Source organism: uncultured Tateyamaria sp. (assembly GCF_947503465.1).
In the GTDB taxonomy this organism is placed as follows: Bacteria; Pseudomonadota; Alphaproteobacteria; order Rhodobacterales; family Rhodobacteraceae; genus Tateyamaria.
In genome coordinates this window covers 600,311-621,570 of sequence record NZ_CANNDN010000001.1, presented here as the reverse complement: position 1 = coordinate 621,570, position 21,260 = coordinate 600,311, and the positions used below count along the sequence as shown (strand labels likewise).

General features: G+C 61.5%; 20 protein-coding genes. 11 read left to right on the top strand and 9 right to left on the bottom strand.

Annotation, left to right across the window (positions count from 1 at the left end; all coding sequences use genetic code 11):
* Positions 1 to 70: 70 nt before the first annotated feature.
* Positions 71 to 1,024 (bottom strand): agmatinase, encoded by a 954-nt coding sequence (locus Q0844_RS03210; RefSeq protein ID WP_299042040.1) that lies wholly within the window; start codon positions 1,022 to 1,024, stop codon positions 71 to 73.
* A 114-nt stretch (positions 1,025 to 1,138) separates the two neighbouring features.
* Here Q0844_RS03210 and guaB point away from each other — a divergent pair, with 114 nt between their 5' ends.
* From guaB to Q0844_RS03195, 3 genes are all read left to right on the top strand, one after another.
* Positions 1,139 to 2,587 carry an IMP dehydrogenase gene (gene guaB / locus Q0844_RS03205; protein ID WP_299042037.1) on the top strand — a complete coding sequence of 483 codons (1,449 nt, stop codon included), beginning with the start codon at positions 1,139 to 1,141 and terminating at the stop codon, positions 2,585 to 2,587.
* A gap of 44 nt (positions 2,588 to 2,631) precedes the next feature.
* Positions 2,632 to 3,792 (top strand): RsmB/NOP family class I SAM-dependent RNA methyltransferase, encoded by a 1,161-nt coding sequence (locus tag Q0844_RS03200; RefSeq protein WP_299042035.1) that lies wholly within the window; start codon positions 2,632 to 2,634, stop codon positions 3,790 to 3,792.
* A gap of 258 nt (positions 3,793 to 4,050) precedes the next feature.
* The gene (locus tag Q0844_RS03195; RefSeq protein WP_299045186.1) at positions 4,051 to 6,255 is read left to right on the top strand and encodes an ATP-binding protein; all 2,205 of its coding nucleotides are present in this window, start codon (positions 4,051 to 4,053) and stop codon (positions 6,253 to 6,255) included.
* 5 nt (positions 6,256 to 6,260) lie between these two features.
* Here the strand turns inward: Q0844_RS03195 and Q0844_RS03190 are convergent, their stop codons facing one another.
* A complete protein-coding gene (locus Q0844_RS03190) occupies positions 6,261 to 6,860 on the bottom strand; it encodes a gamma-glutamyl kinase (RefSeq protein WP_299042033.1) in 600 nt (199 codons plus the stop codon).
* A 198-nt stretch (positions 6,861 to 7,058) separates the two neighbouring features.
* Here Q0844_RS03190 and recA point away from each other — a divergent pair, with 198 nt between their 5' ends.
* The 3 genes from recA (at position 7,059) to Q0844_RS03175 (ending at position 11,243) form a co-directional block, all read left to right on the top strand.
* Positions 7,059 to 8,138: a recombinase RecA gene (gene recA / locus Q0844_RS03185; protein WP_299042032.1), complete on the top strand. Its 1,080-nt coding sequence runs from the start codon at positions 7,059 to 7,061 to the stop codon at positions 8,136 to 8,138.
* A gap of 161 nt (positions 8,139 to 8,299) precedes the next feature.
* Positions 8,300 to 10,954, top strand: a complete 2,655-nt coding sequence (gene alaS, locus Q0844_RS03180; RefSeq protein WP_299042029.1) for an alanine--tRNA ligase — start codon at positions 8,300 to 8,302, stop codon at positions 10,952 to 10,954.
* Position 10,955: 1 nt separating this feature from the next.
* Positions 10,956 to 11,243: a DUF1330 domain-containing protein gene (locus Q0844_RS03175; RefSeq protein WP_299042025.1), complete on the top strand. Its 288-nt coding sequence runs from the start codon at positions 10,956 to 10,958 to the stop codon at positions 11,241 to 11,243.
* Positions 11,244 to 11,298: 55 nt separating this feature from the next.
* On the opposite strand, the gene typA is transcribed toward Q0844_RS03175, so the two are convergent.
* The 3 genes from typA to Q0844_RS03160 are packed head-to-tail and all read right to left on the bottom strand — an operon-like array spanning position 11,299 to position 13,982.
* A complete protein-coding gene (typA, locus tag Q0844_RS03170) occupies positions 11,299 to 13,116 on the bottom strand; it encodes a translational GTPase TypA (RefSeq protein ID WP_299042023.1) in 1,818 nt (605 codons plus the stop codon).
* 60 nt (positions 13,117 to 13,176) lie between these two features.
* Positions 13,177 to 13,512: an SMR family transporter gene (locus tag Q0844_RS03165; RefSeq protein ID WP_299045185.1), complete on the bottom strand. Its 336-nt coding sequence runs from the start codon at positions 13,510 to 13,512 to the stop codon at positions 13,177 to 13,179.
* 11 nt (positions 13,513 to 13,523) lie between these two features.
* A complete protein-coding gene (locus Q0844_RS03160; protein WP_299042021.1) occupies positions 13,524 to 13,982 on the bottom strand; it encodes an Lrp/AsnC family transcriptional regulator in 459 nt (152 codons plus the stop codon).
* Positions 13,983 to 14,097: 115 nt separating this feature from the next.
* Here Q0844_RS03160 and Q0844_RS03155 point away from each other — a divergent pair, with 115 nt between their 5' ends.
* Together Q0844_RS03155 and Q0844_RS03150 are read left to right on the top strand one after the other, a co-directional pair.
* The gene (locus Q0844_RS03155; protein ID WP_299042019.1) at positions 14,098 to 14,304 is read left to right on the top strand and encodes a DUF6356 family protein; all 207 of its coding nucleotides are present in this window, start codon (positions 14,098 to 14,100) and stop codon (positions 14,302 to 14,304) included.
* Positions 14,305 to 14,307: 3 nt separating this feature from the next.
* Positions 14,308 to 15,099 (top strand): class II glutamine amidotransferase, encoded by a 792-nt coding sequence (locus Q0844_RS03150; protein WP_299042016.1) that lies wholly within the window; start codon positions 14,308 to 14,310, stop codon positions 15,097 to 15,099.
* On the opposite strand, the gene Q0844_RS03145 is transcribed toward Q0844_RS03150, so the two are convergent.
* From Q0844_RS03145 to Q0844_RS03130, 4 genes are all read right to left on the bottom strand, one after another.
* On the bottom strand, positions 15,096 to 16,310 hold the full coding sequence (locus tag Q0844_RS03145) for an NADP-dependent isocitrate dehydrogenase (protein WP_299042014.1): 1,215 nt from the start codon (positions 16,308 to 16,310) through the stop codon (positions 15,096 to 15,098). The genes Q0844_RS03150 and Q0844_RS03145 overlap by 4 nt on opposite strands.
* A 96-nt stretch (positions 16,311 to 16,406) precedes the next feature.
* Complete coding sequence (locus tag Q0844_RS03140) at positions 16,407 to 16,985, bottom strand: HD family hydrolase (RefSeq protein ID WP_299042011.1); 579 nt, start codon at positions 16,983 to 16,985, stop codon at positions 16,407 to 16,409.
* Positions 16,982 to 17,221 (bottom strand): hypothetical protein, encoded by a 240-nt coding sequence (locus Q0844_RS03135; RefSeq protein WP_299042008.1) that lies wholly within the window; start codon positions 17,219 to 17,221, stop codon positions 16,982 to 16,984. Before Q0844_RS03135 ends, Q0844_RS03140 begins: the two co-directional genes overlap by 4 nt.
* A 1-nt stretch (position 17,222) precedes the next feature.
* The gene (locus Q0844_RS03130) at positions 17,223 to 17,876 is read right to left on the bottom strand and encodes an alpha/beta hydrolase (RefSeq protein WP_299042006.1); all 654 of its coding nucleotides are present in this window, start codon (positions 17,874 to 17,876) and stop codon (positions 17,223 to 17,225) included.
* Positions 17,877 to 18,033: 157 nt separating this feature from the next.
* Here Q0844_RS03130 and Q0844_RS03125 point away from each other — a divergent pair, with 157 nt between their 5' ends.
* Genes Q0844_RS03125 through sufB form a run of 3 tightly spaced genes read left to right on the top strand, consistent with a single transcriptional unit; the run spans position 18,034 to position 21,260 of the window.
* Positions 18,034 to 18,495, top strand: a complete 462-nt coding sequence (locus Q0844_RS03125) for an Rrf2 family transcriptional regulator (protein WP_299042004.1) — start codon at positions 18,034 to 18,036, stop codon at positions 18,493 to 18,495.
* Positions 18,496 to 18,528: 33 nt separating this feature from the next.
* Positions 18,529 to 19,707: an aminotransferase class V-fold PLP-dependent enzyme gene (locus Q0844_RS03120; protein ID WP_299042001.1), complete on the top strand. Its 1,179-nt coding sequence runs from the start codon at positions 18,529 to 18,531 to the stop codon at positions 19,705 to 19,707.
* Positions 19,708 to 19,727: 20 nt separating this feature from the next.
* On the top strand, positions 19,728 to 21,260 hold the full coding sequence (gene sufB, locus Q0844_RS03115) for a Fe-S cluster assembly protein SufB (RefSeq protein ID WP_299041997.1): 1,533 nt from the start codon (positions 19,728 to 19,730) through the stop codon (positions 21,258 to 21,260).

Here is a 21,260-nt window from a genome sequence, read left to right as displayed (position 1 = left end):
CCTTCTTCTGGCCGGAAATACTTCGGGGGTGAGGCGCCGCGCGCCGAGGGGGCTGGCCCCCTCTGACCCGTCAATCTGCGCGCGCGTGAAAGAGGAACCCCAACAGGTTCATCAGCACCTGCGCCGCCAGAATGGCCGTCGATCCGGTCGGATCATAGTCGGGCGCGACCTCGACCAGATCAATGCCGACAATCTCGTGGCGGCGGGCGGCGGCCTGTAGCATTTCAAGCACGTCGTAATACAGAAACCCGCCGTGGCTGGGCGTGCCCGTACCCGGCGCGATCGAGGGGCAGAACGCGTCGATGTCGATGGTGATGTACAGGCGTGCGCCGACTGGGATGCGGTCAATCACGCCACCGGGCCCCAGCGCGCGCGCCTGCCGGACTGACAGAATGTCGGACCCCATGGCGCGGGCATCGTCATAGCCCTCCCTGGCGGTCGAACTCACATTGCGGATGCCCACCTGCGTCAGGCCGGTGACATGGGCACATTCGGCCGCGCGGCGCATCGGATTGCCGTGCCCGTGCCGCACGCCATGCCGCGCGTCCACGAAATCAAGATGGGCATCGATTTGCAGGATGTGGATGTCGCCCTCGCCGTCGAAGGCGCGGATGCAGGGGATGTTGATGGAGTGATCCCCACCTATGGTGACGGGCAGGGCGCCAGCGGCGAGTGCCGCGCGCACACCCTTCTCGATGTTGGCGTGCGAGCCTTCGGTGTCGGTATGGATGATGTCGGCATCCCCCATGTCCACGATGCGCACGCTGTCCGGCAGATAGGTGGCGTCGTCCTCGTGATCATAGGCGCCGGCGTGGCCAAAGCTGAACAGGGTCGACGCCTCGCGCACCGCGCGTGGCCCAAAGCGTGCGCCCGACCGCCACTGCGTGCCTGCATCAAACGGGGCGCCGAGGATGGCCACATCGGCGTCCAGCGCGCCCCAGTCTTCGACATAGGGGCGCTTGCCAAAGGTCGATATGCCCACAAAGGGCAGGTTCAGGCGGCCGGTGTCATAGCTGTTTGTCATGGCCGCACTCTGCGCAGTGCCACGCCCCCGCGCAAGCCACCCATTTGCCCCTTTCCATTTTCCCGAACCCGTGAAATAGGGAAGCGTCAAACGAACCCTCCCAAGGAGACCCCCATGGAGATTCGCGAGGCGCTTACCTTCGATGATGTTCTTCTGGTTCCGGCCGCGTCCAACGTGCTGCCCACAACCGCCGACACCCGCACGCGTGTCACCCGCAGCATCGACCTGAACATCCCGCTGCTCAGCTCGGCCATGGACACAGTGACCGAAGGACGGATGGCCATTGCCATGGCTCAGGCAGGGGGCATGGGGGTCGTGCACCGCAACCTTGATATTGACGCGCAATCGCGCGAGGTGCGCCGGGTCAAGCGGTTTGAATCGGGCATCGTCTACAACCCGATCACCCTGACAGCCAACCAGACCCTGGCGGACGCCCGTGCGCTGACGGAACGCTATGGTTTTTCCGGCTTTCCGGTCGTCGATGAAAACCGCCGGGTGCTGGGCATCGTCACGAACCGCGACATGCGCTTTGCCCAGAACGACGACACGCCCGTTTCAGTGATGATGACCACTGATGATCTTGCCATTCTGCACGAACCCGCGGACCGGGATGAAGCCATCAGCCTGATGAAGGCGCGGCGCATCGAAAAGCTGCTGGTCACGGATGCCGACGGCGCACTTACGGGGCTGTTGACCCTCAAGGACACCGAACAGGCCGTGTTGAACCCCACGGCGTGCAAGGACGAACTGGGTCGCTTGCGCGTGGCTGCGGCCTCGACCGTCGGGGATGCCGGGTTTGAACGCTCCGAAGCATTGGTTGACGCGGGCGTTGACATGATTGTCATCGATACCGCCCACGGCCACTCCGAAGGTGTCGCCGAGGCGGTGCGCCGCGCCAAGAACCTGTCGAACGAGGTTCAGATTGTCGCCGGTAATGTCGCAACCGGTGAAGCAACCCGTGCCCTGATCGATGCAGGCGCCGATGCGGTCAAAGTGGGGATCGGACCGGGCTCCATCTGTACCACCCGCATGGTGGCCGGTGTGGGCGTGCCGCAACTGACTGCGATCATGGATTGCGCGGCGGCGGCGGGCGACGTCCCGGTGATCGCCGATGGCGGCATCAAGTTTTCGGGCGATTTTGCCAAGGCCATCGCCGCCGGTGCGTCCTGCGCCATGGTCGGCAGCATGATTGCCGGCACAGACGAAAGCCCGGGCGAAGTGATCCTGTATCAGGGCCGCAGCTTCAAATCCTATCGCGGCATGGGCTCTCTCGGGGCCATGGCACGCGGCTCGGCCGACCGCTATTTTCAGAAGGACGCGGCCAGCGATAAACTGGTGCCGGAAGGCATCGAAGGGCAAGTGCCCTACAAAGGTTCGGCAGGCGCGGTCATCCACCAACTGGTGGGCGGGCTGCGGGCTGCCATGGGCTACACCGGTTGTGCCACGGTCGACGAGATGCGCAGAAACTGCCATTTCGTAAAGATCACCGGCGCAGGCCTCAAGGAAAGCCATGTCCATGACGTGCAGATCACACGCGAGTCTCCCAACTACCGGGTTATGTGATTTATCATGGCGTTGCGGTGCGTTCCTAATGTCGAGGTGACGCCATGACACCGGGCGCACGCGTGGCTGCCGCCATCGACATCCTGGACCGGATCGCCGATGGCCTGGCCGCGGAACAAGCCCTCAGCCGTTGGGCCCGCGCCAGCCGCTTTGCCGGATCCAAGGATCGTGCGGCAGTTCGGGATCACGTGTTTGACGTCCTGCGGCACTGGCGCAGCGATGCGGCGCGCGGTGGTGCCGACACCGGCCGCGGCCGCATGATCGGACGCCTGCGCGCACAAGGGCAGGACGTGGACGCCCTCTTTGATGGGCAAGGCCATGCGCCCGCACCCCTTTCGGATGCAGAACGCGCGGCCGGCACGATCCCGGAGCAACCGGGCACGGCCTGGGACGTCCCCGACTGGCTGGTCCCGGTGTTCGAGCGCAGCCTGGGTCCCGAGGCCGCGACAACGACGCTCGCGTTGACAGAACGCGCGCCGGTCACCTTGCGCGTGAACACGCGCCTGACATCCCTTGACGTTGCCATGTCTGCCTTGGCCGATGATGGGATCGTTGCAGCGCCAAACCCCCGCGCCAACACCGCGCTGACAGTGACGGAAGGCGCGCGCCGGATCAGGGCCACACCCGCCTATATCCGGGGGCTTGTCGAGATTCAGGACGGGTCAAGCCAGGCCGCAGTCGCCGCGTTGGGGGCGGGTCACCGCGCGCTTGATCTGTGCGCCGGCGGTGGCGGCAAGGCATTGGCGCTTGCCGCACAGGGTTGGACTGTCACGGCCAGCGACATCGATGCCGCGCGGATGCGCGACCTGCCCGAACGCGCAGCAAGAGGCGGGCATGATATCACTGTGATCGAGGCCGATGCCCTGACCCGTCAGGCCCCATTCGATCTGGTGTTTGTCGATGCTCCCTGTTCCGGTTCGGGCACATGGCGGCGTACACCGGATGCGAAATGGGCGCTTACGCCTGACCGGTTGGCGGATCTTGTGCAGATGCAACGCTCTGTTTTGACCAGGGCGGCCGGTCTTGTGCGGCCCGGCGGGTGTCTGGTCTATGCGACCTGTTCGGTCTTCCAGGATGAAAACACGGATCAGGTGACCTGGTTTTTGACCAAGCATCCGGACTTTGATCAGGGGCAGACAACCCATTGGCCGGTCGATGCATCGGGCGACGGATTTTTCAGCGCACACTTGACGCGCCAAGCGTGACTGCGCTTTACTCAACCTAAGGTTTATTGTTGCGGGGCGGTTCGCGTGCGTGCGTGCGCGGGGCTGGGATTGCGACGGATCGAGCGCCGATTAAGGGGCAATTAACCGTTTTGCTCACACAAAGGACGCAACGAATCGACAAGGAAGAGGTCACTGGTGCCTGAAAGCGCGCGTTCGCTCTTCACTTTAGGCCGCCCGGACGGGGCGGGGTCCAACCGCGGGGCAAGCCTTTTGGGGGCGTCCGTGCTGCTGGGCGTTATGGGTGTGCTGGCGCCGGAACGGCTGATCCAGCTTGGATTGCTGGCGGCGGCCTGCGCCCTGATGGGGCTGGGATTTGCGGTGATGCTGTCGGCGCGCACGTCACGGTCCAAAACGGAGAGTGCGCTGTCGACGCTCGCCAATTTCATTGAAAAGGATGCCTCGCCCAGTTTCGTGTGCACCGCCGATGGCGAAGTCTTGCGGGCCAATGCCGCTGCGCGGCAGGCCTATGCCACACGGCGGGGCGAGACGTTGGCAGGCACGCTGCGCAACACTTTCGCCAACCCTGGTGGCATTCTGTTCCGCCTCAAGGCGCAGGCCGAAATGGACGGGGCCGCACGCGAGGACATCGTGACCCGCAAAGGCCATATGCGCCTCGCCGTGCATGAAATGGAAGAAGACAAACTGCTGTGGCGGCTTGAGGCGGCGCCCGATACCGGCCAAGGGCGCGGTGCGGACGGGCCCGGGTTGCCGATGCTCATGGTGGGGCGCACGGGTGCCGTTCTATACATGAATGAAAGCGCCCGCAAACTGGTCGGATCACGCGTCAAAACGCTTGAGGCGGTTTTTGAACGGATGCCGTTGGGCATTGGTGCGGTCAATGCAATCACCACCGACAGCGGGTCGGTGGATGTTCTGGTGACCCGGATTGACGCCGGCGCCGGGCGGCAGGCCTATTACCTGTTGCCGCCTCCCGAAGGGGCCACCGCCAAAACCGCCAGCTGGGCCTCATTCGAACACCTCCCGGTCCCGCTTGTCCGTTTTTCGCCCGAGGGCGACGTGCGCAGCTTCAACCGCAGCGCGTCCGACCTGATTGGCCCGTCGCTGCAGGAAGGCGTACATATCGCGGACCTGATGGCGGGTCTGGGGCGGCCGATTTCCGATTGGCTGGAAGAAACCGTGTCGAACCGGGCGGTGCAACAATCAGAGTTTTTGCGCCTGACCCGGTCGGACAAGGAAATGTTCGTCCAGGTGGCGCTGAACCGGATGCAAGAGGATGGCGAAGTGTCTGTCATCGGTGTTCTGGCTGACGCGACCGAATTGAAAACCCTTGAGGCGCAATTCGTTCAAAGCCAGAAAATGCAGGCGATCGGGCAGCTTGCGGGGGGCGTGGCCCACGACTTCAACAACCTGCTGACAGCCATTTCCGGGCATTGCGACTTGCTGCTTCTGCGCCACGATCAGGGCGACCCGGACTATAGCGATCTGGTGCAGATCAATCAGAACGCCAACCGGGCCGCCGCGCTTGTGGGTCAGCTGCTGGCATTTTCGCGCAAACAGACCTTGCGCCCAGAAGAGCTGGACCTGCGGGACACGATGTCCGATCTGACACATTTGCTGAACCGTCTGGTGGGCGAAAAGGTAACGCTCACTTTGTCCCACGACCCCATTCTCAAACCGATCCGGGCCGACAAGCGGCAGTTGGAGCAGGTGCTCATGAACCTGGTGGTCAACGCACGGGATGCGATGCCCGATGGCGGCGAAATCCAGATTGAAACCGAATGCATGACACTGTCCGAACCGTTGGAGCGGGACCGGGTGAATGTCCCAGCCGGGGATTATGTGTGCCTGCGGGTCATTGATCATGGCGTCGGCATCTCGGCCGACAAGCTGCAAAAGGTGTTCGAGCCGTTCTATACCACCAAGAAGACAGGCGAGGGGACCGGCCTGGGTCTGTCCACGGCCTACGGGATCGTCAAACAGACCGGCGGTTTCATCTTTGTCGACAGCACCTTGGGGCAGGGGACCTGTTTTTCCATCATGTTCCCCGTTCTGGAAACCACGAAGACCAATGTACCCGTTGCCAAAACACCCGCACCCATGGCGGAACCCAAACACGGCGACGGGGTGATCCTGCTGGTCGAAGACGAAGCACCGGTGCGCGCCTTTGCCAGCCGCGCGCTGCGGCTGCGGGGCTACACCGTGCTAGAGGCGGATTCAGCCGAAGCAGCGCTCAAGACGCTGGAAGATGCGAGCCTGAATGTCGACCTTTTCGTCACCGATGTGGTCATGCCCGGCATGGACGGCCCTTCGTGGGTGCGCGAGGCATTGCAAGAGCGCCCCGATGTCCGCGTTGTGTTTGTATCGGGCTATGCAGAAGACCGGCTGAGCGACCAGCAACGGGAAATCCCCAATTCCGTCTTCCTGCCCAAACCATTCTCGCTCAACGATCTTGCCGAAACGGTGCATCAGCAACTGCACTGACCGCGTTACCTGACGGGGATACTTTCATAAAGCGCGAACTCCTCGGCGAACTTCCTGCGGAACCGCGTTTCCACATCCCTCGACAGGTCCAAAGGCCGCGTCGGAGACACGTTCTCGCGTCCCAGGTCGAATGCCACCCCCAGACGATCCGTCAGGAATGACTGCAGCCCAATCTGGTCCTCGTAGCGAAACAGATGCGTCACGCCGGTGCCGTTGGGTTGTCGTTCCAGAAACTTGAACTGGCTGCCCACATTCGCAAAGCCCGGCCGCTGCCCTTTCATGTAGGCCAGTACAAAGTCATCAAAGCTGATGTCATGGGTCGCATTGGGCTTGTCCCGCATGAAGGGCCTTTGCCGATATCGCCACCAACTGCCCAGCCAACTGATGGGTTCCCGCATCACGGCCATAAGCTCAAGCTCGACGTCGCAGACCTTGAGGAACATGGGCCGGACAAATCGATTGTAGCGATAAACGGGCGCATGCTTGAGATCGGGCGGTTCGGAAATCACCATGTCCGCATGTGGCCGCAACGCGGTCTCATAGGCCGAACTGCCGGTCTTTGGCACGGACAGAAAGGCCAGCCCAGCCTTGTAAAACACCATCATGTTCTGCCCCGATCCACTTTGTCATGCCTGTGTTCTGGCGCGTAAACTACTCCTTAACCCCTAAGCGCAAAAGGTGGTTGTGTAGAAATTTATTGAAATGTTCCCGTTTTGATCCCATAAGGAACGCAAGGGGAACATCGACGCAGCTGCGGCAGTGATTGCCGCCCCCCGGCGGGTATGACACAAAGGACCAAAGCAATGGCAACGGCAGACCTTTTGACCATGACAGACAAGAAATCGGCAGACAAACAAAAGGCGCTGGACAGTGCCCTGGCCCAGATCGAACGGCAGTTCGGCAAGGGGTCGATCATGAAACTGGGCGACGAGGGCGCCATCCAGGATATCAAGGCCAGTTCGACCGGCAGCCTTGGGCTGGACATTGCCCTTGGCATCGGCGGCTTGCCCATGGGGCGGATCGTCGAGATCTATGGCCCTGAATCGTCAGGTAAAACCACTCTGACCCTGCATTGCGTTGCCGAACAGCAAAAGTCGGGTGGTGTGTGCGCCTTTGTGGATGCGGAACACGCGCTTGACCCGCAATACGCCAAGAAACTGGGCGTCAACCTGGACGAGTTGCTGATTTCGCAACCCGACACGGGCGAGCAGGCGCTTGAGATCACGGACACGCTGGTGCGCTCGGGGGCCGTGAACATGGTCGTCGTCGATTCTGTTGCCGCACTCACGCCGAAGTCCGAGCTGGAAGGCGACATGGGCGATTCGAGCGTTGGCGTGCAGGCCCGACTGATGAGCCAGGCGATGCGCAAACTGACTGGATCGATCAGCCGCTCGAACTGCATGGTGATCTTCATCAACCAGATCCGGATGAAAATCGGCGTCATGTTCGGCAGCCCCGAAACGACCACGGGCGGCAATGCGCTGAAATTCTACTCCTCCGTCCGTCTGGACATCCGCCGTATCGGCGCGCTCAAGGACCGGGACGAGGTCGTTGGCAACGCCACCCGCGTGAAAGTCGTCAAGAACAAGGTGGCCCCGCCGTTCAAGCAGGTGGAATTCGACATCATGTATGGCGAGGGCATCTCGAAAATGGGCGAACTTCTGGACCTGGGCGTAAAGGCCGGTGTGGTTGAAAAATCAGGGTCCTGGTTCAGCTATGGTGACGAACGGATCGGGCAGGGGCGCGAAAACGCCAAGACCTTCCTGAAGGAAAACAACCGCATCGCCTACGAGATCGAGGACAAGATCCGGGCAGCCCACGGTCTTGATTTCGACATGCCCGACACCGAAAAGGTCGAGGATGACGACATCCTTGAGGCCTGATTGGTCGACTACGGGGAGCCAAAACGTCCCTGGTGCATCAGACATGATGCGGACATATCCGGGACGGGGTGTCGCACCGGCGGCACCCCGTTTCGTTTGTGGACACCGCCCCGGCGCGGCGCTATGTCAGTGCGACCAATCAGACGCCCGGGACCTCGGCCATGCCATCGCTCAATGATATCCGCTCGACCTTTCTGAATTACTTTGAAAAACAAGGGCATGCGGTGGTCCCGTCCAGCCCGCTGGTGCCGCGCAACGACCCCACGCTGATGTTCGTGAACTCGGGCATGGTGCAGTTCAAGAACCTGTTCACGGGCCTGGAAAAACGCGACTACACCCGCGCGACGACCAGCCAGAAATGTGTACGGGCAGGCGGCAAACACAATGACCTCGACAATGTGGGTTACACCGCACGTCACCACACGTTTTTCGAGATGCTGGGCAACTTCAGCTTCGGTGATTATTTCAAGCACGAAGCGATCCCCTTTGCCTGGACCCTGATCACGGGCGAATTCGGCATTCCCAAGGATCGGCTATACGTCACCGTCTATCACACCGATGACGAGGCGTTCGAGATCTGGAAAAAGGTCGGCGTTCCCGAAGACCGGATCATCCGCATCGCCACGTCCGACAATTTCTGGCAGATGGGTCCGACCGGCCCCTGCGGTCCATGTACCGAGATTTTCTATGATCACGGCGACCATATCTGGGGCGGCCCACCCGGAAGCCCCGAAGAAGATGGCGACCGGTTTATCGAGATCTGGAACATCGTCTTCATGCAGAACGAACAGTTCGAAGACGGGTCCATGATAGATCTGGACATGCAGTCCATCGATACGGGCATGGGTCTGGAACGGATCGGCGCGCTCTTGCAAGGCAGCCACGACAACTATGACACCGATCTCTTCAAATCGCTGATCGAGGCGTCGGCGGATGCGACGGGCGTTGACCCGTATGGCGACCAGAACGTGCACCACCGGGTGATCGCGGATCACCTGCGTTCGACGTCTTTCCTGATTGCGGACGGGGTGATGCCATCAAATGACGGACGCGGATACGTGCTGCGCCGCATCATGCGTCGGGCCATGCGCCACGCGCATCTTCTGGGCGCAAAGGATCCGGTGATGTACCGCCTTGTGCCGTCGCTGGTGCAGCAGATGGGCGCGGCCTATCCTGAACTTGGCCAGGCGCAGTCGCTGATCACCGAAACGCTGCAGGCAGAGGAAACCCGCTTCAAGCAGACGCTGGATCGCGGCCTGAAGTTGCTGGATGACGAGGTCGCGAACCTTGCCGATGGCGCCGACTTGCCGGGCGATGCGGCATTCAAGCTGTACGACACATATGGATTTCCGCTGGACCTCACGCAGGACGCGCTGCGCGAAAAGGGACGCGGCGTGGACACGGACGGTTTTGACGCCGCCATGGCCGAACAAAAGGCCAAGGCGCGCGCCGCCTGGTCCGGCTCGGGCGAAGCTGCCGACGCGACCGTATGGTTCGACGTGGCCGAGGCCAGCGGGGCTACCGAATTCCTGGGCTATGACACCGAAACCGCCGAAGGGCAGATTGCGGCCTTGGTCGTGGATGGTGTGCAGACTGATCGTGTGGACGCGGGCGCCAAGGTACAGATCGCTCTGAACCAGACCCCTTTCTATGCCGAAAGCGGTGGCCAGGTCGGTGACATGGGCACCATCCGCACCGAACACGGTGAGGCCCGCGTCACGGATACACGCAAGACTGCCGGCGTGTTCATTCACAGTGCCGACGTGACAAAAGGCATGATTTCCAAAGGCGAAGCCGCCGTTCTTGAAGTGGATCATGCACGCCGAACACACATTCGCGCGAACCATTCGGCAACGCACCTTCTGCACGAGGCGCTGCGCGGCGCGCTGGGTGACCACGTTGCGCAACGCGGATCACTCAATGCCCCCGACAGGCTGCGCTTTGATTTCAGCCACGGCAAGGCGCTCAGCCTCGAGGAACTGGCACGGGTCGAGGCCGAGGTGAACACCTATATCCGTCAGAATGCCCCCGTCGACACCCGGATCATGACACCGGACGATGCGCGTGCGCTCGGCGCGCAGGCGCTCTTTGGTGAAAAATACGGCGACGAAGTGCGCGTCGTGTCGATGGGTCGCCAGGATGGGTCCGGCAAGGGCACGTCTGGCGACACCTATTCGCTGGAACTGTGCGGCGGCACCCATGTCCGCCAGACCGGCGACATCGGCGCCTTTGTCACGTTGGGCGACAGCGCGTCCAGCGCAGGCGTGCGCCGGATCGAGGCGCTGACCGGGCAGGCGGCGATGGACTATCTGCGCGGACAGGACCACCTGCTGGCCGAAACGGCCATCGAACTGAAGGCCCAGGCCCAGGATGTGCCCGCGCGCGTCAAGGCGCTGATGGACGAACGCAAGGCGTTGGCCGCCGAGGTGGCGCAGCTGCGCCGCGACCTGGCCATGTCGGGCGGCAGCCAGGCGGCACCCGAGGCCGAAGATGTGAGGGGCACAGCCTTCCTCGCGCAGGTGTTGAACGGCGTGACAGGCAAGGACCTGCCGGCCCTGATCGATGAACACAAATCCCGCATGGGCTCCGGTGCGATCCTCTTGATAGCAGAGGCAGACGGCAAGGTTGCCGTGGCCGCAGGCGTCACCCAAGACAAGACCGACAGCGTCAGCGCGGTCGATCTGGTCAAGGCAGCGGTGGTCGAACTGGGTGGAAAGGGCGGCGGCGGTCGTCCCGACATGGCGCAGGGCGGGGCCAAGGATGCAAGCAACGCGGATGCCGCCATTGCGGCGGCCAAGGCGGTCATGGGAGGATAAGATGCCAGCACTCTGGATTGCACATGTCACGGTGACGGACGAAGAGGCGTACAAGAAATACGCGGCCGGCGCGACGGTCGCCATCGCCGATCATGGCGGCACGTTCATCGCGCGCGGCGGTCGCTACGTACAACTCGAAGGCACGGACCGCCCGCGCAATGTCGTGGCCAGGTTCCCGGACGTGGAAACAGCCGAACGCTGCTACCACTCGGATGCCTATCAAGCCGCACTTGAACATGCCCGCGGCGCATCCGAGCGTGAACTGTTGATCGTCGAGACCACGGACTAACCGTTTCTTCCGACCAAAAATACGACGGGGTCTGGGGCAGCGCCCCAGTCCTGACCTAGGACGCCCGCGCCATCCGCTTGCGTTCATGCGGATCCAGATACCGCTTGCGCAACCGGATTGCATTCGGCGTCACTTCAACCAATTCATCGTCGTCGATATACGCAATCGCCTCTTCCAGCGACATGGTGATCGGCGTGGTCAGGCGCACGGCCTCGTCTGTGCCAGAGGCGCGGACGTTGGTCAGCTTCTTGCCTTTCAGCGGGTTCACTTCCAGATCGTTTTCGCGGCTGTGCTCGCCGATGATCATGCCGGTGTAAACATCCGCCTGCGCCCCGATGAACATGCGGCCCCGCTCTTCGAGATTCCACAGGGCAAAGGCCACGGATTGTCCGTTCTCCATCGAAATCAGCACACCGGCACGGCGCCCAGGGATCGGGCCCTTGTGCGGTGCCCATTCGTGGAACACGCGGTTCAGAACGCCGGTGCCGCGCGTGTCGGTCAGAAACTCGCCATGATACCCGATCAATCCGCGTGACGGCACATGGGCCACGATCCGCGTCTTGCCTGCACCGGCTGGCTTCATCTCGACCAGGTTGCCCTTGCGCGCACCGGTCAGCTTTTCGATGACCGACCCGGAATATTCGTCATCCACGTCAATCGTGGCTTCCTCGATGGGCTCGTGACGGACCCCGTCAATCTCCTGAAACAGGACTTGCGGGCGCGAAATGCTCAACTCGAACCCTTCGCGGCGCATGTTCTCGATCAGCACGCCCATCTGCAATTCGCCACGGCCCGCCACTTCGAACGCGTCACCGCCGGGCGTGTCGGTGATCTTGATGGCGACGTTGGATTCCGCCTCTTTCATCAGGCGGTCGCGGATCACGCGCGACTGCACCTTCTTGCCGTCCCGGCCCGCCAAGGGCGAATCGTTAATGCCGAAAGTCACGGTGATGGTGGGCGGGTCGATGGGTTGCGCGGGCAGCGCTTCGGACACAGAGGTGGCGACGATGCTGTCGGCCACGGTGGCCTTCGACATGCCTGCAAGGGTCACGATGTCCCCGGCTTCGGCCAGATCAATGGGCTGCTGGCCCAGGCCCCGAAAGGCCAGAATCTTGGTGCAGCGGAAATTCTCGATCAGCGTGCCATCGCGGCTCAGCGCTTTGACGGTCTCGCCCGCCTTCAACGTACCGGATTCGACGCGACCGGTCAGGATGCGCCCAATGAACGGGTCGGATCCCAACGTGGTCGCCAGCATGCGGAACGGTTCGTCCCTGGCCGCGACCTGCGCGGGCGCAGGCACGTGATCCACGATCAGATCAAACAGCGCCGACAGGTCCTTGCGCGGGCCATCCAGCTCCATGTCCGCCCAACCGGCCCGGCCCGACGCATACATTGCCGGGAAATCCAGCTGATCATCATCCGCGCCCAGGTTGGCAAAGAGGTCAAAACACTCGTCCAGCGCCCGGTCGGGTTCGCCGTCGGGCTTGTCGACCTTGTTCAGCACCACAATGGGGCGCAGACCCAGCGCCAGCGCCTTCGAGGTCACGAACTTGGTCTGCGGCATCGGCCCTTCGGCGGCATCGACCAGCAGCACAACCCCGTCCACCATCGACAGGATACGCTCGACCTCGCCCCCGAAATCGGCGTGACCGGGCGTGTCCACGATGTTGATGCGGGTGCCCTTCCACTCGACGGACGTGGCTTTTGCCAAAATGGTGATCCCGCGCTCGCGCTCCAGGTCGTTGCTGTCCATGGCGCGTTCGGTCGTGGCCTGGTTGTCCCGGTAGGTGCCGGATTGCTTCAGCAATTCGTCCACCAGCGTGGTTTTTCCGTGGTCGACGTGGGCGATGATGGCGATGTTGCGCAGTTCCATGAAACGGGCCTCAATGGTTGTTGCCCGGCCCATATAGCGCCGCAGTGCAGAATGAAAGGGCTAGTGTGTGGCCGTCTTCGAGAAGAGCTGGATCACCACAATCCCTGCGATAATCATGCCCAACCCCAGAACCGCAGGCAGGTCCAGCCGCTGACCGAAGACGGCAAAACCGATAAGCGCAATCAGGATGATCCCCAACCCCGACCACATCGCATAGGCAATACCGACGGGAATGTATTTCAGCGCAATGCCCAGAAAGAAAAATGCAAACCCATAGGCGACAACCACGATCACGGTGGGCCAGACGCGCGTGAACTGATCGCTGGCCTGCAAGGCCGTTGTGCCGATGGTTTCGGCGGCAACCGCCACGATCAGGTAGATATAGTGCAAGGGCATAAGGCTCACTTTCAAAGGGGCAGGGCGGTGCTGTCCTTGATTTCTTCCATCACGAAACTGGCGGCGACATCGGCGATGGGCACCTGCGCAATCAACTGCTGATACAGCGCATCATACCCTGCCATATCCGCCACGCGCGCCCGGATCAGGTAATCCAGATCGCCCGTCATGCGGTAGACGCTCAGGATACCCGGGATTGTCTGCGTGGCCCGGTTGAATGTGCGCTGCCAGTCGGGATCGTGGCTGTGCGTCCGGATCTCCATGAATACCATCAGGCCCAGACCTACCGCCGCCGGGTCAATCAGCGCCACGCGCCCCTTGATCACACCCGCCTCTTCCAGGGCTCGGACCCGGCGCCAGCAGGCGTTGCGCGACAGCGCCACACGTTCTCCCAACTGGTCCAGAGAGATCGACGCATCCTGTTGCAGTTCGCGCAGGATCTTGGCGTCTATGGTGTCAAATGTCTCCATGTTTGCCGAATACGTGGGATTTCATCTTCTCACAAGCGGGTTGGGACACTGAAACAAAGATATGTTCCCACCCCACAGCGCTTACGTTCAGGTCAACCAAACCGGAGGAAAGACCATGTTGACCCGCGTATTCCTGACCCATCCCCGCAGCGTCGATGAAAGCTATGCCCAGCATGCCGTATTCGCGGGCCGCTTTGCCTTGCGGCTCTTCGGTGCCGCCGGGGCCGCCACTGTCCACGCCATCATCCCCGCGCTGTTCGAAAAGACCGCCGGCAACATGATCGCGGCGATGTACGAAGACATCCGCAACAGGGGCCGCTGAGCCATGTGTCGCTGGAGCGCATATTTGGGTGACCCGATCTTTATGGCCGATGTCATAAGCTGCCCGTGCCATTCGCTGATCGAACAGGCCAGTGCGGCATCCCAAAGCAAGACCTCGATCAACGCAGACGGGTTTGGGGTGGCCTGGTACGATCAGCGCCCCGAACCGGGCCTGTTCCGGGACGTTTTCCCGGCGTGGTCTGATGCCAATCTGGCCTCGCTGACCAGCCAGGTGCGTGCGCCGCTCTTTATGGCCCATGTGCGCGCCTCGACCGAAACCGCGACCAGCCGCAACAACTGCCACCCCTTTGCCAGCGGCAATTGGAGCTTCATGCATAACGGTCAGATCGGTGATTTCGGCCAGTTCCGCAAATCGGCCGACATGCATATCGCCGATGCGCTTTATCCCGAACGCAGGGGGGCCACGGACAGCGAGGCGTTGTTCCTGGTGGCCCTCAGCCTGGGGCTCGCTGACGATCCACGCGGCGGTCTGGAACGCGCCACAGCCACGCTTGTTGATGCGGGCCGCGCGCGGGGCTTTGACCCACTTGTGCGCATGACCGTTGCCATGACAGACGGCAAACGCCTGTTTGCGGCCCGCTATGCCTCTGATCCGTTTGCGCCGTCGCTCTATTATCGCTGGAGCGATGAGACAAATGGTTGGTCCGTGGTCAGCGAACCGTATGACCAGGATGCCAAATGGCACGAAGTGCCCCCCGGCAGCTTTGTCACCTTCGAGGGGCGCACCCGCACCATTCTGCCATTTGCGCCACGTGTGGCAGCACTGGCGGCCTAACCTGCCAGCGCCGTGTTCAGGTTCTCGTCGATCTTCTCAAGGAACCCCATCGTGGTCAGCCACCCCTGATCCGGGCCGACCAGCAAGGCCAGATCCTTGGTCATGTGGCCCGATTCCACCGTGTCCACGATCACCTTCTCCAACGTCTCGGCAAAGTTCTTCAGTTGCGCATTGTCATCCAGCTTGGCCCGGTGCTTGAGGCCCCCGGTCCACGCATAGATCGACGCGATCGAGTTGGTCGAGGTCTGTTCGCCCGCCTGATGCTGGCGGTAGTGGCGCGTGACGGTGCCATGCGCCGCCTCGGCCTCGACGATCTTGCCGTCCGGCGTCATCAGCTGGCTGGTCATCATGCCAAGTGACCCGAACCCCTGCGCCACCACGTCCGACTGCACGTCGCCATCATAGTTCTTGCAGGCCCAGACAAAACCACCGTTCCACTTGATGGCACAGGCCACCATGTCGTCGATCAGGCGATGCTCGTACCAGATGCCCGCCGCCTCGAACTTCTCCTTGAACTCGGCGTCATAGACCTCCTGGAAGACCTCCAGGAACCGCCCGTCATATTGCTTGAGGATGGTGTTCTTGGTGGACAGGTACACCGGCCAGCCCAGCGACAAACCGTAATTGAAGGACGCCCGCGCAAAGTCATAGATCGACGGGTCGATGTTGTACATCGACATGAAGACACCGGCGCTGTCGGCCTTGTAGACCTCGTGCTCAACCTCTGTCCCGTCCTCGCCCACGAATTTCATGGTCAACGTCCCGGGCCCCGGAAATTTCATGTCCGTGGCCTTGTACTGGTCGCCAAAGGCATGGCGGCCGACCACGATGGGCTTGGTCCAGCCGGGCACCAAGCGGGGGACGTTGCGGCAGATGATCGGCTGGCGAAAGATCACACCGCCCAGAATGTTGCGGATCGTCCCGTTCGGGCTGCGCCACATCTTCTTGAGGCCGAATTCCTCCACCCGCGCCTCGTCCGGCGTGATTGTCGCGCATTTGACGGCGACGCCCACGTCCTTGGTCTTTTCAGCGGCGTCGATGGTGATCTGATCTTCGGTCCTGTCGCGTTCCTCGATGCCCAGATCGTAATACAGCAGGTCGATGTCCAGATAGGGCTCGATCAGCTTTTTCTTGATGAAATCCCACATGATGCGGGTCATCTCGTCCCCGTCCATTTCGACGATTGGGTTGTCTACCTTGATCTTGGTCATCAAAGGGGTCCTTTGCGCGCGACTACTCTATGGTCGCTTAGCCCGTCAGAACCGGTTTGGGAAGTGTGTATGCAATTGTATACTGAAAAAGAGAGGCTACGGGACGGTGGCAAAGAACGCGGCGATGCGTTTGCTGGCATAGGCCCATAATCCGGGCGCACCGCGTGCGATCTTGGTGCCCACGCGGGCGGCGACCATGTCTTCGGTCACGTTGTAGTCTGTCCAGCTGCCCCCGCCTGACGCGAGGTTCAGCATGGGCGGCTGAAACCGGTCCAGCGCCTTGGCGAATTGGGCGGTTGGGGTCTCCGCGGCTTCGAACTCTTCCCAGATCGGGCGCAATGACCGGGCAATATCCTCGGGCAACAGGCCAAAGATCCGATCCGCCGCCGCCTGTTCCTGCGCCGCGACAACGGCCGCATCCACATCCTCGAAGATGGGATTGTCACCCGCATCAATCTCGACCAGATCGTGCAGGATCAACATCTTGATGACGCGGTTGATATCGACATCCGGTCCAGCCTGATCCGCCAGTACAAGGGCATAAAGGGTCAGGTGCCAGGAATGTTCGGCGCTGTTTTCGGCGCGACTTCCATCCGCCAGTGTCGTGGCGCGGGTGATGGATTTCAGTTTGTCCGCCTCGGTCAGAAAGGCGATCTGCTGGTCCAGTCGCGTCACGAACTGCCCTGTTCGGCACGGTGCGACTTCAGCTTTTGCGCCAGGAACCGGCGCCCGGCATCATTGGCCATCCGCGTGCGAATCGCGGTCAGAAACGCCTCTTCCAACGTCTGCGAGGACGCACCCAGAACGTCGCCCACTTCCATGAACAGCCGGTCGTTGCCAACCTCATTCTGCACGGCCAGGCATTCCTCGGCCAGCTTGTTGGCCATTTCGATGACAACGGGGTCCGCCATATCAGCGCGTTGTCTCCGTCAGGCGACGTTTGACGTAATCGGTTGTGTGCCCGATCAGCGTATCCAGGTGCGGATCTTCAAAGAAGTGGCCGGCCCCCTCGACCTGCGTGTGCGTGATGGTGATGCCCTTCTGGTCGTGCAGCTTGGACACCAGCGATTCCGTGTCCGCAGGCGGTGCAACCCGGTCCGAGGTGCCGTTGATGATCAGGCCCGAGGACGGGCAGGGCGCCAGGAAGGAAAAATCGTACATGTTCGCGGGGGGCGATACGGAAATGAATCCGGTGATCTCGGGCCGCCGCATCAGCAACTGCATCCCGATCCATGCACCAAAGCTGAAACCCGCAACCCAGCAATGCTTGGAATTGTTGTTCATCGATTGCAGATAATCGAGGGCCGAGGCCGCATCGCTCAGCTCTCCGATGCCCTGGTCGTATTCGCCCTGGCTCCGGCCCACACCCCGGAAGTTGAAGCGCAGGACCGTGAAACCCATGTTGAAAAAGGCATAGTGCAGCGCGTGCACCACCTTGTGATTCATGGTGCCGCCAAACTGCGGATGCGGGTGCAGCACGATCGCAATCGGGGCGTCGCGTTCCTTTTGTGGGTGGTAGCGGCCTTCAAGACGGCCTTCGGGTCCGGGAAAAATGACCTCGGGCATATGCGTTACTGTCCTTGTCGCGTCTTTTCGGCAACCGAATTCTTGACGAAATTGATCGGCTACCTTAGAACGGTTCTAACTTAAGGCGCAGGCATACATCCTGCAGTGGCAACGGATGTATGGCCTTGGGCCGGTGACGTCAATCGGGGGCTTTGCGATGAAACTGTCGACCAAGGGGCGCTATGCGATGGTGGCATTGGCCGATATCGCGATGCAGCCCAACGACAAGCTGGTCAGCCTGGGGGATATCTCGGCGCGGCAGGACATTTCCCTGCCCTATCTCGAACAGTTGTTTGTCAAGCTGCGGCGCGCCGATCTGGTGACGTCGGTGCGGGGGCCGGGCGGTGGCTACCGGCTGGCACGGTCCGCCTCTGACATTCGTGTGGCCGACATTCTGGCGGCGGTGGATGAAACCGTGGATGCCATGCACAAGGGGGCCGGGGCATCCGGTGCGGCATCAGGGTCAAAGGCGCAGTCCCTCACCAACCGGTTATGGGAGGGCCTCAGCGCGCATGTCTACGTGTTCCTGCACCAGACCCGGTTGTCGGATGTGATCGGGAACGAGCTTGCGCCGTGTCCGGCGGTGCCCAACCTCTTTGCGGTGGTCGATGATGGCTGACCTTGTGAGTGCATATTTGAAGAACAATGAAACATGAGCCGGGTCTATCTGGATCATAATGCGACGACACCTTTGCGGCCTGAGGCACGCGACGCGATGCTGCGCGCCATGGATGTGGTGGGCAATCCGTCGTCTGTGCATGCGGAGGGGCGCAGCGCGAAGGCGATTGTCGAGAAGGCGCGGGCGCAGGTGGCGGCGCTTGTGGGGTGTGAGCCGACGCAGGTGGTGTTTACGGGGTCAGCGACCGAGGCGGCGGCACTCGCGGTTGCTCAGAAAAGCCAGCACGGAGGTCGTTTCGCGGCGCTGCCAACCGAGCATGATTGCTTTCGGGATTGGTCTGAAAAGGAACTGCCTGCGGTTCATGGCAAAGCCGGCGGGGTTGACGGGCATGGCGCTGGTGAGGTGATGAATTGGATCATGCAGGGTGCTCCGCAGGATTGGAGCGCTTCGCACACCGCAGCCGGTCTGTTGGCGATTTCAGCGGCCAACAGTGAAACCGGGGTGATGTCGGCGCAAGGAAAAGTGGCGGGCAATCATCGCGTGAATTCGTCAAGACAAGGTACGGTGCCGTACTCGGTCGTTGCCGATATCACGCAAGTCGCGGGCAAGACTTCGATCATTTACGCAGAAGAAAAGCCTTCTTACGCAATCCTTTCCGGGCACAAACTCGGGGGGCCTAAGGGTGTAGGTGCTTTGGTCAACTTTACGGCAAACGATCCAATCGCAATTTTGCGCGGCGGGGGCCAGGAAATGGGCCGTCGGTCTGGCACTGAGAACGTGATTGGCATCGCTGGTTTCGGTGCGGCTGCCGAGGCCGCGCAGCGCGATGTCGAGGCCGGAAAATGGGACCGGGTCGAGAAACTTAGAAATATTCTAGAAAACGCTCTTGCTGCTGCCTCAAAGACAACTATTTTTGTCGGGAAAGAGGCGCCAAGGCTGCCCAACACGTCCTGTTTCATCACGCCCGGCTGGAAGGGCGAGACGCAGGTGATGCAGATGGACCTGGCCGGGTTTGCCATTTCGGCGGGGTCCGCCTGTTCCAGTGGCAAGGTCAAGGCCAGCCATGTGTTGAAGGCGATGGGGTATTCAGAGCGTGAGGCGGCCAGCGCCGTGCGGGTGTCGCTGGGGTTGGACACGACAGAGGATGACGTTTTGCGCTTTGCCGAGGTTTGGGCGCAAAAGTTGAAGAAACACGAGGCGCGGGCGGCGTAATCCGCTCAGATGCGAGAGGAATGTCTGATATGGACAATGTTGCAGAGGATGTGGTCGTCAAGGACGGCGTCGATCAGGAAACGGTTGATGCGGTGCGCGACGTCAGTACGTACAAGTACGGCTGGGAAACCGACATCGAGATGGAATATGCGCCCAAGGGTCTGACCCCGGACATCGTGCGCCTGATCTCGGACAAAAACGAAGAACCCGAATGGATGACCGAATGGCGTCTGCAAGCCTATGACCGCTGGCTGCAGATGAAGGAACCCGACTGGGCCATGGTCGACTATCCCGAGATCGACTTTCAGGATCAGTACTATTACGCCCGCCCCAAAAGCATGGAGGTGAAGCCCAAGTCGCTGGACGAGGTCGACCCGAAATTGCTGGCCACCTACGAAAAACTGGGTATTCCGCTGAAGGAACAGATGATCCTCGCCGGTGTCGAAGGGGCCGAGAATGCGCCCGCCGAGGGCCGCAAGGTCGCCGTGGATGCCGTATTTGATTCCGTGTCCGTGGGCACGACATTCCAGGCCGAGTTGAAAAAGGCCGGGGTGATCTTCTGCTCGATCTCCGAGGCGATCAAGGAACATCCCGAACTGGTCAAGAAATACCTCGGGTCCGTCGTGCCGGTGCAGGACAACTTCTATGCCACGCTGAACAGCGCGGTCTTCTCCGATGGGTCATTTGTCTATGTTCCACCCGGCGTGCGTTGCCCGATGGAACTGTCCACGTATTTTCGCATCAACGCAGAAAACACGGGTCAGTTCGAACGGACGCTCATCATCGCCGACAAGGGGTCATATGTGTCCTACCTCGAAGGCTGCACAGCGCCCCAGCGCGACACCAGCCAGCTGCACGCCGCCGTGGTCGAGATCGTCATCATGGAAGATGCCGAGGTGAAATATTCGACCGTCCAGAACTGGTACCCCGGGGACGAGAACGGCAAGGGCGGCATCTACAATTTCGTGACCAAGCGGGCCGATTGCCGGGGTGACCGGGCCAAAGTGATGTGGACGCAGGTCGAAACCGGCTCTGCCGTGACATGGAAATACCCGTCCTGCATCCTGCGGGGCGATGACAGCCAGGGCGAGTTCTACTCGATCGCGATTGCCAACAACATGCAGCAGGCCGACACCGGCACCAAGATGGTGCACCTGGGCAAGAACACCAAATCGCGGATTGTCTCCAAGGGGATCAGCGCGGGCAAGGCGCAGAACACCTATCGCGGCCTTGTGTCCATGCACCCGAAGGCCAAGAATTCGCGCAACTACACGCAATGCGACAGCCTTCTGATCGGGGACAAGTGCGGCGCCCACACGGTCCCGTATATCGAGGTCAAGAACAACTCGTCCCGCGTCGAACACGAGGCGACGACCTCCAAGGTGGATGACGACCAGCTGTTCTACTGCCGCAGCCGTGGCATGGACGAGGAAGAGGCGGTCGCCCTCGTGGTCAACGGGTTCTGCAAGGATGTGCTGCAAGCGCTGCCCATGGAGTTCGCCATGGAAGCGCAGCAGCTTGTGGCGATCTCGCTCGAAGGGTCGGTGGGGTAA

Coding starts and splice junctions, on each gene's coding strand:
- alaS (WP_299042029.1), top strand. CDS start 8,300: ATGCCATCGCTCAATGATATCCGCTCGACCTTTCTGAATTACTTTGAA.
- Q0844_RS03155 (WP_299042019.1), top strand. CDS start 14,098: ATGTTGACCCGCGTATTCCTGACCCATCCCCGCAGCGTCGATGAAAGC.
- Q0844_RS03200 (WP_299042035.1), top strand. CDS start 2,632: ATGACACCGGGCGCACGCGTGGCTGCCGCCATCGACATCCTGGACCGG.
- recA (WP_299042032.1), top strand. CDS start 7,059: ATGGCAACGGCAGACCTTTTGACCATGACAGACAAGAAATCGGCAGAC.
- guaB (WP_299042037.1), top strand. CDS start 1,139: ATGGAGATTCGCGAGGCGCTTACCTTCGATGATGTTCTTCTGGTTCCG.
- Q0844_RS03190 (WP_299042033.1), bottom strand. CDS start 6,860: ATGATGGTGTTTTACAAGGCTGGGCTGGCCTTTCTGTCCGTGCCAAAG.
- sufB (WP_299041997.1), top strand. CDS start 19,728: ATGTCTGATATGGACAATGTTGCAGAGGATGTGGTCGTCAAGGACGGC.
- Q0844_RS03175 (WP_299042025.1), top strand. CDS start 10,956: ATGCCAGCACTCTGGATTGCACATGTCACGGTGACGGACGAAGAGGCG.
- Q0844_RS03145 (WP_299042014.1), bottom strand. CDS start 16,310: ATGACCAAGATCAAGGTAGACAACCCAATCGTCGAAATGGACGGGGAC.
- Q0844_RS03165 (WP_299045185.1), bottom strand. CDS start 13,512: ATGCCCTTGCACTATATCTACCTGATCGTGGCGGTTGCCGCCGAAACC.
- Q0844_RS03135 (WP_299042008.1), bottom strand. CDS start 17,221: ATGGCGGACCCCGTTGTCATCGAAATGGCCAACAAGCTGGCCGAGGAA.
- typA (WP_299042023.1), bottom strand. CDS start 13,116: ATGGAACTGCGCAACATCGCCATCATCGCCCACGTCGACCACGGAAAA.
- Q0844_RS03130 (WP_299042006.1), bottom strand. CDS start 17,876: ATGCCCGAGGTCATTTTTCCCGGACCCGAAGGCCGTCTTGAAGGCCGC.
- Q0844_RS03120 (WP_299042001.1), top strand. CDS start 18,529: ATGAGCCGGGTCTATCTGGATCATAATGCGACGACACCTTTGCGGCCT.
- Q0844_RS03150 (WP_299042016.1), top strand. CDS start 14,308: ATGTGTCGCTGGAGCGCATATTTGGGTGACCCGATCTTTATGGCCGAT.
- Q0844_RS03125 (WP_299042004.1), top strand. CDS start 18,034: ATGAAACTGTCGACCAAGGGGCGCTATGCGATGGTGGCATTGGCCGAT.
- Q0844_RS03210 (WP_299042040.1), bottom strand. CDS start 1,024: ATGACAAACAGCTATGACACCGGCCGCCTGAACCTGCCCTTTGTGGGC.
- Q0844_RS03160 (WP_299042021.1), bottom strand. CDS start 13,982: ATGGAGACATTTGACACCATAGACGCCAAGATCCTGCGCGAACTGCAA.
- Q0844_RS03195 (WP_299045186.1), top strand. CDS start 4,051: ATGGGTGTGCTGGCGCCGGAACGGCTGATCCAGCTTGGATTGCTGGCG.